Source organism: Pseudoalteromonas sp. Z9A6, assembly GCF_011378805.1.
GTDB lineage: Bacteria > Pseudomonadota > Gammaproteobacteria > Enterobacterales > Alteromonadaceae > Pseudoalteromonas > Pseudoalteromonas distincta.
In genome coordinates this window covers 1-13,215 of sequence record NZ_WTKZ01000072.1, presented here as the reverse complement: position 1 = coordinate 13,215, position 13,215 = coordinate 1, and the positions used below count along the sequence as shown (strand labels likewise).

Here is a 13,215-nt window from a genome sequence, read left to right as displayed (position 1 = left end):
GTAATTACACTGGGTACTCCACATAAAGGCAGCCATATAGCGCAAAAAATGAAGCAAAAAGGGTTTGAATCATTTTTAAAAAATAGTGTTGAGTTTTTGCTTACTAAAAATGGTAATTGGCCTTTTAAAGCTAAGCTTTATAGTATCGCAGGCGATTTACCTATTGGGCTTATGCCTTTAATAGTCAAAGGTAGCCAGTCAGATGGCACCGTATTACTAGATGAAACCAAACTTAAAGGTATGGCCGAACACAAAGTGTTTCATTTAAGCCATACCAGTATGATTTACTCGCGCCAAGTACTCGATTACATTTTAAAGTGCTTAAACGAGAAAGATTAATCCTCAGCATTGGCTGCTATTTTATAACTAATTAAAAATACCACTGCCAATATAAGTGGAATCGGCGCCGCAATGTAGCCAAAAAAATCTGAGTTCGCAAAGCTTGCACCCGCTAAGTGCGCTACTAACCCAAGCACAAATGCGATGACTGCAATTCCTACCACAATTAACTCTGCTTTATTTTGTTTTGCTGTTTTTGCATGCATGTTATCTCTCCTAATTATTTCGACAATATTATTATGCGCCGTTAGGATGAATGATTTTTGACCTACATCAATAAAAAAATACCTAAGCTATTACCTTGAATAAAATTTGTTTTAGATCATGATTTATATACTTTTGAGTTTTATTTATTTTTGAGGGGTAGTATTTTTATTAATCAGTCCCATTTCTATTAATAGTCTAAAGTGAATACAGGTATCAAAAACAGCTAATAGGTTAAAACTATTAACTAGATACATTTAAACGAATTTACTAATTTATCGAAATTAGTAATACTTATCACAAGTTCACAAATCAACGGTTATTCAAGGAGCAAGTTATGTCACAGGTAAACGCAATAGGTCTAAACAGTGCTAAAAGTGATGACATTGTAAAATCACTCAATACGCTATTAAGCAGCTACCAAATTCAGTACATGAATGCGCGTGGTTTTCACTGGAATATTAAAGGCCGTAACTTTTTTGAACTACATGTTAAGTTTGAAGAAATTTATAACTTATTACTTCTAAAAGTAGATGAAGTTGCAGAACGTATTTTAACGTTAGATGGCGCACCTCTACATGCATTTTCTGATTACCTTGAAGTAAGTAAAATTAAAGAAGCTAAAGGTATTAGTGATGGCGTTACAGCCGTAGAGAACCTACTTGCTGGTTACAGTACATTAATTCACATGCAGCGTGAAATTTTAACTCAAGCTGGTGATGCAGACGATGAAGGTACAGCCTCACTAATGAGTGATTACATCTCAGAGCAAGAAAAGCTGGTTTGGATGTTAAAAGCTTACTTAGACTAAAGTTAAGCAAAAAAAAACCCTCAATGAAGAGGGCACAAATAGGGATAAATCGTTAAATAACCAAGCGATTCGGTTACTATATTAGCCTCCTCCCCATACTAAACAACGCCCCTGTTACCAGTGGCGTTGTTTTTGGTTTAAGTGGGCACAATACTTATATATTGGGATAAACGATGTATAAAAAATTACTGCCGCATTATTTTTTCCAATAAAAAAGCCCCAGCAATACTGAGGCTTTGTGAACGTAACTAATTAAGTAACTATAGTTAGTATCGTTATTGTTGGTTAGAATTTACTTCTAAAACCAATGTAGGATGATTGCCCAATTGGGTCATACGTACCTGCATCCGTTTCAGTACCCGTGCTTGAACCACTTACACCCGATAAAATTCGTGGTGGCTCTTTATCAAATAAGTTACTCGCACCAGCGTAAAGCTCTGTTGAATCGCTGATATGGTAACTTGCTTGAACATCATGATATGTCACTGAACCAATCCCTACTCCACCTGGAGCAATACCAAAACCACTTAAGAATTGATCATCAAAGTCTGCAGCGCCAATGTAAGTTAAGCTCCAGTTAAAATCAAAGTCGTTAAGTTTATAACCAAAGTTCCAGTTAGCTTTATGCTCTGATGCACCAATTTCTCTAGCAAACTCATCTTTATCAGCGCCAAGAAGTGGAATGCTATAACCATCGATTAGGTAAGTATAAGCAAGGCGAGTTCTAAACGCACCTGGGCCAATATCAGTAGAGTACGTTAGTGTTAAATCAACACCTTCTGTACCTAAACCACCACTATTAGATACACCACTGTCAATAAACTCTAGTGAACCAGCACTATTATTACCTGATGGCGCACTACGACGAGTTACAAAGTCACAAAAGCTTGTATCGCCACCACCATAACATTGGTCAAGAATAAACTGACGAGGTGTTGATACGATTGCATCTGTAATTTCGATATCAAAGTAATCAAGCGTAATGTCTAGGCCTGATATTAGATTTTCTGGTGTAAATACTAAACCTACTGTTACAGAGTCACCAACTTCATCTTTTAAATCTTGATTGCCACGGTTAAAACCACTAATACCTTGTAAGTCAGACTGGTTAAGCGTGAACTCGCCATTTGAGGCGATATTAGTTGTAACACCAACATCTGTACGACAAGCATCACCTGCAGCACCACCGCCACTATTAGTAACACCTAAACATGGATCGTTTAAACCACTTGGGAAAGTTTGTGAAGGTGGAGAAAATAGTTCATCGATATTTGGAGCACGTGTTGAACGTGCACGGGTAGCACGTAAACGTAAGCTATCCATTACTTCCCAATCTACACCCACGTTCCAACTTTCGGTATTGCCTACTGTTGAGTAGTCAGACAAACGAACTGCTGCATTCATTGTTACAGAATCAAGCACGGGGATGTTTGCTTCTACATAATATTCAGTTACATCAAACGAGCCTTCTGTTGCTGGAATTGCATTACCCGCATTAAGGCCAGCTTGCTGTAGAGCATCAAACTCACTACGTGAGAACTCTTCACGGTATTCAAAACCAGCAGCGATACCTACCGTACCTGCCGGTAAATAAAATAAATCACCTGAAATATTACCACCAATGATTTCTTGCTCAACCGACGTTGAAAGTGAGCTAGGTGCACTTACAAAATCAATAGCACCTTGCGATAGCGAATTGAAACCGTAAATGTCTACCGGCGCACAGTTAAAGCCACGTGCTGTCGCATCGATACAAATAGCCTCATCAGTAATACCATCGCCATCTAAATCTTGGCTATCGATAACAGCTTCTAAACCTTGACGAAAGCTTTGTACGTTAACTAAACCACCAGAAACTTGCTGCTCTTTTGTTTTACCGTATACATAGTAAGTATCGTAGAACCAACCATCTGCTATTTCACCTTGAAAGCCTAGTGCTAAACGGAATGTATCACGCTCAGCTCGTGCTCCACGGTTACCGATATCACTTAAGCGCTTTGCAAAAAAGATATCACGCATACCATCACCGTCGGTGTCGGTTGCTGCGTTATATATATCATCAGGTACAAATGCGTTACGCAATATTTCACCGTTTACATTAAATTCAATTGGTACTTGGCCATTTGCATAGATGTCGTCAGAGGCAAAAGGAAATGGCTCTAATTCAGAAACGGTTGTTGTTGCAGCGTAAGTACCTTCATAAAAAAAGCTATGCTTGTCGCTTAGCTCGTAGCTACCATTTGAGGCAAATAAGTAACGTTCTGTAGGTATCGCTATCGTACGTACGCCACTTCGGTTAAAACCATTTGCAGCTACGCCATCGCCACCGTTAGTACTAAACGAGTTTTGTAGGGTGTTTGCATCATTAAACGTAAATGTTTCATCCCCAGCGCTAAAGCGACCCTGTGGCGGAAATGAAGATAAAAATGGGCTTACAGCATCAAATACAGAGCCCGGGTTTGCTACTGGATCATCTTCAAAGAAGATACCTGAAAATTGGTCTACTGCCGAGCGGTCACGGTCACGTGAAAAAACAGCACCTTGATCAGAATACCCAAGATGGAACATCGCGTGCCCTTTACCATCTGAGCTTGATAAGCCTGAGGTAAAGTTAAATTGGCGTGATTCATCATCGCCTTCGCTTGATTCACCATATTGGCCTTCGAATTCAATACCTTCAAAATCATCTTTTAGTACAAAGTAAACTACACCAGCAACAGCGTCAGAACCATAAACAGATGAAGCACCACCTGTCATAATTTCAACACGTTCGATGAATTGACTCGGAATAGTATTTAAATCGACAGCAGAGCTACCTGGTACACCTGATACATAACGACGACCATTCACTAAAACCAATGTGCGGTTAGAGCCTAAATTACGTAAATCAACAGTAGCAACACCCGCACTTGCGGTATTAAAGTTTGAGTTAGTACGGCTAATAGCTGGTGTACCAAATGCAGGGTTCTCTAATAATAAGTCTTGAATATTTAACGACCCTGATGCATCAATAGCAGCACTATCTACAACTTGAATAGGAGCCGATGACATTGCCTCAGCTGAACGAATACGAGAACCTGTAACTTGTACGCGTTCTATTTTAGTTATTTCGTCATCTTCTGCAGCCACACCTTGAAATGAAAAGCTTGCAAGTATCGCGCTGCTTAGCGCAACTGTTAACGACGATTTTTTAAATAATCGCGCGCTACCTTTGTTAGTTAATGCCATATAATTCCCCTGAATTGTTATTTTTGTAACTAAATGGTTACTTCGCGGATTACAGTAAGGGGATTTATTTAAACACTCTACGGGCATTATTTATGAGGCGTAGTCTTTGGTACGAATAGCAGCTTTTATGGGATGAATTAGTACGTCACAATTATTTTATAAATATATTGTACTTTTCATAACAGTTTTTCCGCTAAGCACGGTCTTTATTATTATATACAGCAAGAGATATAAAATAATGATCGCTTCTTTTCATGCATTAACTTTTGTTAGTAACACTAAGTTTGCAACATTTTTAACAAAGCGCGTGCAAGATCACCGGCACTTTGAATCTCAATCTTTTCTTCAAACAAATAGATTAGATCAAATAGACACAGATCAATACAATGTACTGTTTTACGAACTAACCAACCTAGCTGACCCGATGCAAATAGTGCATTTAACAGAGCTTGCTAAAAAGCTGAAGTTAGTCATTATTGCTCAATCGGGACATTTTGCGAGTTTTGCCTTTGAAGTTGGCGCTGTAGATTTTTTAATATTAGATTCAACTGCATCACGTATTGATAAATGCTTTGATAAGCTGATTCACCTTTGCCCGATTGCAAGTGTGGCCGAACGCCAATACCAGCAAAGCACACAAGCTGCAAAGCCATCATCACACATTGTGGTTAAAGATGTAGGTAAGGTAAGGCTAATTGATATAAATGATATTATTTGGATTAATGGCGCGGGCAACTATGTAGAGCTGCATTTTACCCAAGGTAATACGCCGGTACTACATCGCGAAACCATGAAAAATATTGAACAACAACTAGAACCTGAAGGATTTGTTCGCATTCATCGCTCTACGCTGGTAAGAAAACAAGCTATTTGCGAACTGATGCCTACTGACAGTTGCGATTATAGAGTAAGACTGAAAAACGATATGTGTTTAATCCTTTCACGGCGCTATAAAGGGTGTTTAGAGAGTATTATAAGCCCTCTTCAATAGCGGTTTATAATACTCATATTAATTACCAGTTCTGTTTTATATAACTGTCATTTGGGTGCACTAATAAATAGCTGTCGGTATCTTTATAAAAATTAACTTCTACATCGCTATTTTTCCATACTTTTTCAAACATATTTTTAGCTATGATATTAATGTTTATATAGTCAACTCGTTGATAGCCACGTTCTTTTACACCGGCAAAATAGGCCTCTAATGAATCGAGGCCATCCAAAGTTAACAGCTCAAACTCTTTTAAATTAACAACCATAAACTTAATCGTATTTTCAGGGTGAGTGCTCAACTCCTGAACAACTCCATTAGTTAACAGCGTAATGCCTTCATTATTAAAGCTCCCTTTCAATTCTAAATACATCTGAGGGGGCTGTGAACAAATTTGAAATTCACCATGTGCACCAAACATAAATCGCCTTACATATATCAACTTCTATATATAGGATAATACAATTTTCCGATTTTGCAGTTAATTTAATAAAGCAATAAAAAAGGCCATTTCGAGTGCTTTTTCCTCTAAACTTTTAAAGCGACCTGATGCACCACCGTGCCCTGCATCCATATCGGTTTTAAATACTAAAATATTACTATCAGTCTTAAGTTCACGCATTTTTGCAACCCACTTCATAGGCTCCCAATACTGCACTTGTGAGTCATGAAGACCGGTAGTAACGAGTATGTTCGGATAGTTTTGGGCGCGAATATTGTCATACGGCGAATAAGCTTCAATTACATCATAAAACTGAGGCTCATTTGGATTACCCCATTCATCGTATTCATTTGTTGTGAGCGGAATACTTTCATCAAGCATCGTGGTTAATACGTCTAAAAATGGTACATGACAGCCAACACCGCAATATAACTCTGGTGCTTGGTTTACAACCGCCCCCATTAATAAACCACCAGCACTGCCGCCTGAGGCAAACACCTTGCTGCTATCACAATAGCCTTGTGCAACAAGCGCTTTTGTCACATCAGTAAAGTCACTAAAGCTATTTTGTTTATGCTCTTTTTTACCTTGTTCGTACCACTCGCGACCTAGCATTTCAGAGCCTCGAACATGTGCTATTACATAAACAAAACCACGATCGAGCAAGCTCAGCGATGAACTTGAAAAACTTGGATCAATCGTATAGCCATACGCACCATAACCGTATTGAAATAACGGATTTGAGCCATCTTTTTTAAAGCTGTCTTTTCGATAAACAACTGATACGGGTACTTTAACTCCGTCGCGAGCAGTTACCATTAATCGCTCAGACTGATAGTCATCGGCATTAAAACTACCGAGTACTTTTTGCTGTTTAAGTAGTGTTTTTTCGCCAGTTGCTAAATCAACATCATATAAAGAACCTGGTGTTGTTAAACTTGAGTAATAAATACGCGCAGTGCCTGTGTCTGGCTCTGGGTTCATTGCTATTGCAGCATAATAACAAGGATCGGCAAACTCAAGTGCCATACGATCCCCTTGCCTATTAACAACTACAAATCGAGCTTGCCCTTGCTCGCGTTCACTCAATACTAAAAAGTCATTAAATAACTCTACACCTTCAAGCAGTACATTCTCTCTGTGAGCTGTATGCTCAACCCATTGTGTTTTATCAGCAATTGTTTCGTTTGTTGCCGTCATTAATCTAAAGTTTTTAGCTTGCCAGTTAGTCACAATATAAAATGTGTCACCTAGCTTATCTACGTCAAACTCGTGGCCATCTTCACGCGGCATTAATGCTTTAAATTCGCCAGTGGGCTTATTAGCATCAAGCACCCATGTATCATTGGTCTCTGTCGATGCTAAATCAATAATAATTAAGCTTTCATCGCGGCTTTTACCAAGCCCCATAAAAAAGCTGCTGTCTTGCTCTTCGTAGACCATTACGTCTTGGCTTTGCTCGCAGCCAAGCTCATGCCTAAATACTTGGTATCCTAATAGCGTTTTTAAATCTTTTTTTACATAAAAAACAGTTTTATTGTCGTTAGCCCAAACAACTTGTCCTTCTGTATTTTCAAGTACATCAGGTAGCATTTCACCGGTCGCTAAGCTTTTAAAGCGAACATTATAAATACGACGACCTTCAGTATCTTCAGAGTAAGCCATAAGCTGCTCGCATGGACTTAGTGCGACTTCGCCCAGCTCAAAAAACTCAAATCCTTCAGCTAAGACATTCACATCGAGTAAAAGCTCTTTATTATCGGCCTTTATACTCGTACTTCTATAGTGACGCGAGTATTCATCATCACCACGAACTTCTGAGTGATACCAGTATTTCCCATCTTTAACGGGTACCGAATTATCATCTTTTACAATGCGTGCTTTTAACTCTTCAAAAAGTGTATTTTGTAGTGGCTTCATAGCAGCTAACTGTTCATCGCAGTACGCATTTTCAGCATGTAAATGCGCAAGTACTTGCTCATCCTGGCGATCGTCATCACGCATCCAATAGTAATTATCGGTACGTATCTTATTATGAGTACTTAATGTATGGGCTTGCTGTTTAGCAATCGGGAAATTAGGTAATAAACTTAAAGAGTAGACAGGACGAGACACAACAAAACCAATTAAAAAAATAATGTGATTTGCAGTTTATCATAAAAATAAAAAAGCCCACCCAATAGTTGGATGGGCTAAAACGGTAAACGCTTCATTACTAAAACCGCTATACCTTTGGGAAGATAATTTAAGCTTTATATTTGCTGCCATGCCATAGCCCAGCTTTGCCCTACACCAGGTTCGAACATAGACTTATTATCGTCATTCGTGCGGCAAAACTCATTAAATGGCCAAGGCCTGCATTGATATACATGCCCAGTTTTTGGCTGCAATACCTTTGTACCCGCATTATAGTTTTCACAATTTTCAGGGTACACGTAATCATAAGTATCAAGGTTCTTAACAACACGCTCATCGCATTTTGCAATACAATGAAAGTCGACGTGTGCTTTACATATACCACTGCTTTGCAAAGCAAAAATTTCATTATTTCTATAGGCTACAATTAAACCCTGTTCGGTCATTTTACCTGCGCTAACCAGAGGAACATGCACATTAATATGCTCGGCAACTAAACGTGGCCATGCGTGAGGCTCACCTTGCTCAAGCGAGGTGATCTTGTAATCAAATGATAAACTAACCAGCTCTCCTTGCATGTCGTAAAAGATTACACTCACCACATCACCAATAAATAATTGGGTATGATGATTTAAGCAACCTATTGTTGACCACTTTCCACAGGCCAACGACGTATGCATAAACACGGCAACACCTTAAGAGTTACAAAATCTTATCCATACACTATGGATACACAAAAAATACACTGAGGGCAAGTGATACATAACAACACATTATGCAGTAGTCCCGCTACCATAGCTTTTAAAAAGCCTTAGACCGGAAACTTTGCGTCCTAACCTTTCGGCTAGTTTGCCAGCAATGCGGCGATTATAATTCGACCCCGCATAACAATCAAACAAAAGAATGCAACCAAAAACAAAAACCAACCCTTTAAGGTTGGTTTAATGTATTTTTAACTAAACAAATAAGTTAAAGGCTCTTTCGCCCACGTAAATACCAGCAACACCAATAAAGATATAAATATTAACCACGCAGGCCAAGACGCTTTAGTTACTTTAGCCTCAGAGTCATCCGCTTTTAACTCTTTTGAGCCTGTGATCATCGCCTTAACTAGCGGTTTGCCTTTTATTCTATAAACAATAATAGCTAATACATGCAAGCCAATAGCATAGAGTAAAATGTCAAAATTCAGCTCATGTAGCCAATTGGCAAAATCAATCGTATCGCTAGACACATATTGAGCAAGCGGCCCGTCAGTTAAAATACCATCACTGCTCATTAAGCCACTTGCAAGTTGCGTTATAATTAATATAAAAAACACTATCACCATACAGCTACCGGGTGCCGAATGGCCTAACGAGTCGCTTGGTGTTTTTAATGCCTTTAAAATAGATTTAGGAGAATGTAGTAACGCACTTAACCTTGCGGTTTTACTACCAATAACACCCCAAATTAAACGTGTTACTATAAGTGCTAAAGTAAAAAAACCTGCAACAAAGTGAAGCTCAATCATACCCTCTTCAATACTAAAATAAAGCACTGCAATACTTACAACCAAAAACCAATGAAAGCATCTAATAAACCCATCCCACACTTTTAACGTCGTCATTGTGCCTATCCTTAAAAAAACAGTATTATTTAATTTGTTAACTACTTTAACATCATAATATTAAGGTATCCTTATGAGCCATTCTACAAGCCGTGAGAGTAAATATCATGCAACCAGTTAAAAAAGCTATTTTAAAAGGCTTTTTAGATATGCTACCACTGTGTTTAGCCGTTGTTCCTTGGGGTATTTTATGCGGCTCTTTAGCGATTCAAAATGGTTTTAGCGCCTTTGAAACCCAAGCAATGTCGTTATTAGTATTTGCAGGCTCTGCACAGCTTGTTGCGATTGAACTTATGGCGGGCAACACACCATTGCTCACAATTTTATTCACAACATTTATTATTAGCTCTCGGCACTTTTTATACGGTTTAGCTGTGCGTCATAAGGTCATTGATCAACCTATGCGTTGGCGCTTACCGGTGAGCTTTGTTTTAACCGACGAGCTGTTTGCGTTTTCTCATCATCGAAAAGCATATAGAACAAAAACACGCTTAATATACGCATTGAGCGCTGGTTTTAGCTTTTATATTGCATGGAACATTTGGACGTTAATTGGCATTGTAGCGGGCACAATGCTGCCCGACTTAACTAATTTAGGGCTCGACTTTGCGATTGCTGCCACGTTTATCGCGTTGGTTATTCCGGGAATCAAAAATTTGGCCTCACTCGTTACGGTAATTGTAGCAGGCGTTAGCGCAACGCTTTTAAAAAGTACCGGATTTGAGTTATGGCTTGTTTGCTCAGCGCTGCTGGCAATGGCCGCAGGTTATAGCACAGCAAGGCTAACCGTTAAAAAGGAAGCAACGCTATGATGACAACTATTTTACTCATGGCGTGCATTACATTTTTTACGCGTTATTTATTTTTACACCGCGCTTTACCGTTTAAAGTAGGTCCTAAAATGCAGCAACTTTTAAGCTTTAGCGCACCTGCGGTGCTTACAGCAATTTGGGTGCCTATCGTGTTTTTGAATGAAGGTGGCATTAACTTAAACTGGCAAAACCCTTATTTAAGCGCAGCGATAGTCGCCATCATTGTTGCCTATAAAACACATAATATTTATTACACAACGCTTGCCGGTATGGGGCTATTTCTGATTTTAAATTAGAGCGCTCTTTATACTTTATGAAATACTGTACTCAGGTTAAAATACCAATAACAATAATAAAAAAGACGCCAATATGCACAAATTCCATCAATTAAGCGCAACAAGCTTGCAGGGTCAACCTATTAACTTTAGTGATTTTGAAGGTAAGGTTGTGCTTATTGTTAATACCGCAAGTAAATGTGGATTTACCTACCAATACGAGTCGCTTCAAGCTTTGCATAATAAATATGCCAGCCAAGGTTTAGTTATTTTAGGGTTTCCGTGTAATCAATTTGGTCAGCAAGAACCCGGCGACGCTACACAAATAGAGCAAGGATGTTTGATTAATTTTGGTGTGAGTTTTTTAATGGCGGCCAAAGTAGATGTAAACGGTAAGCATGCTCACCCAGTCTTTCGTTTTTTAAAATCGGCTTTACCTGGTTTTTTAACACGTAAAATAAAGTGGAATTTTACTAAATTTTTAATTGCCGCAGATGGCACGCCAATTAAACGTTATGCACCTTTTACTAAACCCGAAAAGCTAGAACTTACAATTCAACAAGCTTTGGCACAGGCTAAAAGCACGCTTTAAAAAGTAATAAAGAGGCGCAAGGCCTCTTTATTGCCAATACTATTGAAACTTAAACATACACATAACTGCACATTTAAACTCTCAATATTAATTGGTATTTTATTTATACTAGTGAAATTTAATCGGTGTAATCGCTTAAATCGTCTTCGCCTAGATTTTTACGCAAGCGTTTTTGCTCAAGGTAGTCTTCCAACTTCTTTTTAACCTTTTGCTTGTTCTTATCGTGTTGATTACGGCCGAGCATTTCGTACTCGTCTTCAACAAAATCGTCATCTAGCGCATCGTAACTAAATGTCTTACCCACAACCCACTCCATAAAGTGTTTGAGACCAACCAAGGATTTTATTATCGCAATAGTCGGTAAAATTAAAATGTTTAACGTCAAAATGCCGTGCAAATTAACATCAAAATAAAGCCACGTGACTACTGTAAATAGTCTTCATGTCAGTAATGTGAATAAATAGCGCTAAATTTGAATTGAGGAAAGTGAGAGTTTTTTATCGTATCGATAAATAAAATTTATTAATTTTTATTAGTTAGCCAATTTGACTAAAAAATAGTTATTTATTAATTAATTTCATTTACTAAAAAACAAACAAAAACAGTTAAGCATATGTTTTATATTAAAAAATAAAACTGGCATCAAACTTGTTATTAATTAATCGTCATCAACAAAAAGTAGAGAACAAACATGAAAAAATTACTATTAGTTAGCGCATTAATTTGTTCACCAGCCGCTATGGCTCATAACGATAACGATTCTGCAATTTCATTTAGTAATGATGAATGTAACGTCGAATTTAAAAATGATGTGCGCATTAAGCCAAACGAATTGGAAATTTTTACCGTCAACAATAAAACCATGCAGTTTAATACCCATGGTGACTTAACTGTAAATGGCGAATTTGTAGCACTTAATAACTCACAACGCGAAGCGCTAACCAAGTACTCTGATAGTTTACGCACACAATTACCTGAAGTAGCTAATATAGCGCTAGAAGGCGTTAAAATTGCCGGTGTGGCATTAGAAGAAGTAGGCAATGCATTTAATATTGACGGCCTTGATAATATGTCAGAGCTTATGGATGACATTAAAATCGAAGTAGAAAACACATTTTACCAACAAGGTACATTTGTAATGGGCCAACAAAGTTTTAATCAATTTGGCGAAAACTTTGAACAACAATTTGAGCAGCAGATAGAAACAGCGGTTGAATCAGCAGTGATGCAATCAATGGGCAGTATTTTAGTAGCTTTAGGTTCTGAGTTACTTGGTTCAGGCGGTGATATGGATGCCTTTGAACAACGTATGGAAAATATGGGTGCACAAATAGAAGAGAAAGTAGAGCTACATGCAAGCGCACTTGAAGAACGTGCTAACTCTTTATGTGGAAGCTTTGCTGATATAGCAAAACAAGAAGAGCAATTAGTAATGCAAGTGCCTGAGCTTGAAGGTTACCAGTTATTTAGTTTTAAACAGAATTAGTACAGCAAACGTTATTTAACATCCCTTTGGCAGCATTTAAGTTTACTTAAATGCTGCTTTTTTATGTTTCGCAAACTTATACCAACCTGCATAAATCTTTGATCAGTTTAACGAATTAAATTGCACTATAACTTCGTTAAAATTTTTTATTTAGAACAACTAGATACAAAAACTTTTGCCTAGCTCTAGCGTAATTTTCTTAACGTTAAATAGACCCCATATATAAGCAGATTGGTATTACTTTTGTAACTATTCAGCCTCATCTGAAATGAATATATCAGGCAGCTGAT

13 protein-coding genes, 1 pseudogene and 1 riboswitch are annotated in these 13,215 nt (G+C 38.0%); of the genes and pseudogenes, 7 read left to right on the top strand and 7 right to left on the bottom strand.

Features of this window, described 5'->3' with window-relative positions; genetic code table 11:
- Window positions 1-339: pseudogene (locus GQR53_RS21520) on the top strand (cob(I)alamin adenolsyltransferase); the annotation flags it as partial.
- Here the strand turns inward: GQR53_RS21520 and GQR53_RS18405 are convergent.
- Complete coding sequence (locus tag GQR53_RS18405; RefSeq protein ID WP_007579816.1) at window positions 336-545, bottom strand: hypothetical protein; 210 nt, start codon at window positions 543-545, stop codon at window positions 336-338. The pseudogene GQR53_RS21520 and the gene GQR53_RS18405 sit on opposite strands and share 4 nt — an antisense overlap.
- Before the next feature lie 335 nt (window positions 546-880).
- On the opposite strand from GQR53_RS18405, the gene GQR53_RS18400 reads away from it, so the two are divergent.
- Entirely contained in the window at window positions 881-1,354 is a 474-nt protein-coding gene (locus GQR53_RS18400) for a Dps family protein (protein WP_165744884.1), read from the top strand.
- A gap of 285 nt (window positions 1,355-1,639) precedes the next feature.
- Here the strand turns inward: GQR53_RS18400 and GQR53_RS18395 are convergent, their stop codons facing one another.
- The gene (locus tag GQR53_RS18395; protein ID WP_165744883.1) at window positions 1,640-4,582 is read right to left on the bottom strand and encodes a TonB-dependent receptor; all 2,943 of its coding nucleotides are present in this window, start codon (window positions 4,580-4,582) and stop codon (window positions 1,640-1,642) included.
- A 238-nt stretch (window positions 4,583-4,820) separates the two neighbouring features.
- Here GQR53_RS18395 and GQR53_RS18390 point away from each other — a divergent pair, with 238 nt between their 5' ends.
- On the top strand, window positions 4,821-5,573 hold the full coding sequence (locus GQR53_RS18390) for a LytTR family DNA-binding domain-containing protein (RefSeq protein WP_165744882.1): 753 nt from the start codon (window positions 4,821-4,823) through the stop codon (window positions 5,571-5,573).
- A gap of 22 nt (window positions 5,574-5,595) precedes the next feature.
- On the opposite strand, the gene GQR53_RS18385 is transcribed toward GQR53_RS18390, so the two are convergent.
- The 4 genes from GQR53_RS18385 to GQR53_RS18370 all read right to left on the bottom strand — a co-directional run bounded on the left by GQR53_RS18385 (window position 5,596) and on the right by GQR53_RS18370 (window position 9,760).
- Window positions 5,596-5,994: a hypothetical protein gene (locus GQR53_RS18385; RefSeq protein WP_165744881.1), complete on the bottom strand. Its 399-nt coding sequence runs from the start codon at window positions 5,992-5,994 to the stop codon at window positions 5,596-5,598.
- A gap of 60 nt (window positions 5,995-6,054) precedes the next feature.
- A complete protein-coding gene (locus GQR53_RS18380) occupies window positions 6,055-8,130 on the bottom strand; it encodes a S9 family peptidase (protein WP_165744880.1) in 2,076 nt (691 codons plus the stop codon).
- Window positions 8,131-8,267: 137 nt separating this feature from the next.
- Entirely contained in the window at window positions 8,268-8,831 is a 564-nt protein-coding gene (locus GQR53_RS18375; RefSeq protein WP_165744879.1) for a chitin-binding protein, read from the bottom strand.
- A 96-nt stretch (window positions 8,832-8,927) separates the two neighbouring features.
- Window positions 8,928-9,015: riboswitch (cyclic di-GMP riboswitch) on the bottom strand.
- An 88-nt stretch (window positions 9,016-9,103) separates the two neighbouring features.
- A complete protein-coding gene (locus GQR53_RS18370) occupies window positions 9,104-9,760 on the bottom strand; it encodes a cytochrome b/b6 domain-containing protein (protein WP_165744878.1) in 657 nt (218 codons plus the stop codon).
- A gap of 107 nt (window positions 9,761-9,867) precedes the next feature.
- On the opposite strand from GQR53_RS18370, the gene GQR53_RS18365 reads away from it, so the two are divergent.
- The 3 genes from GQR53_RS18365 to GQR53_RS18355 all read left to right on the top strand — a co-directional run bounded on the left by GQR53_RS18365 (window position 9,868) and on the right by GQR53_RS18355 (window position 11,439).
- The gene (locus tag GQR53_RS18365; protein WP_165744877.1) at window positions 9,868-10,572 is read left to right on the top strand and encodes an AzlC family ABC transporter permease; all 705 of its coding nucleotides are present in this window, start codon (window positions 9,868-9,870) and stop codon (window positions 10,570-10,572) included.
- The gene (locus GQR53_RS18360; protein ID WP_165744876.1) at window positions 10,569-10,868 is read left to right on the top strand and encodes an AzlD domain-containing protein; all 300 of its coding nucleotides are present in this window, start codon (window positions 10,569-10,571) and stop codon (window positions 10,866-10,868) included. The genes GQR53_RS18365 and GQR53_RS18360 overlap by 4 nt, the downstream gene beginning before the upstream one ends.
- Before the next feature lie 73 nt (window positions 10,869-10,941).
- The gene (locus GQR53_RS18355) at window positions 10,942-11,439 is read left to right on the top strand and encodes a glutathione peroxidase (RefSeq protein ID WP_165744875.1); all 498 of its coding nucleotides are present in this window, start codon (window positions 10,942-10,944) and stop codon (window positions 11,437-11,439) included.
- Between the two features lie 118 nt (window positions 11,440-11,557).
- On the opposite strand, the gene GQR53_RS18350 is transcribed toward GQR53_RS18355, so the two are convergent.
- A complete protein-coding gene (locus GQR53_RS18350; RefSeq protein WP_007579801.1) occupies window positions 11,558-11,743 on the bottom strand; it encodes a hypothetical protein in 186 nt (61 codons plus the stop codon).
- Window positions 11,744-12,130: 387 nt separating this feature from the next.
- Between GQR53_RS18350 and GQR53_RS18345 the strand changes: the two genes are divergently transcribed.
- Entirely contained in the window at window positions 12,131-12,925 is a 795-nt protein-coding gene (locus GQR53_RS18345) for a YggN family protein (RefSeq protein WP_165744874.1), read from the top strand.
- Window positions 12,926-13,215 lie beyond the last annotated feature (290 nt).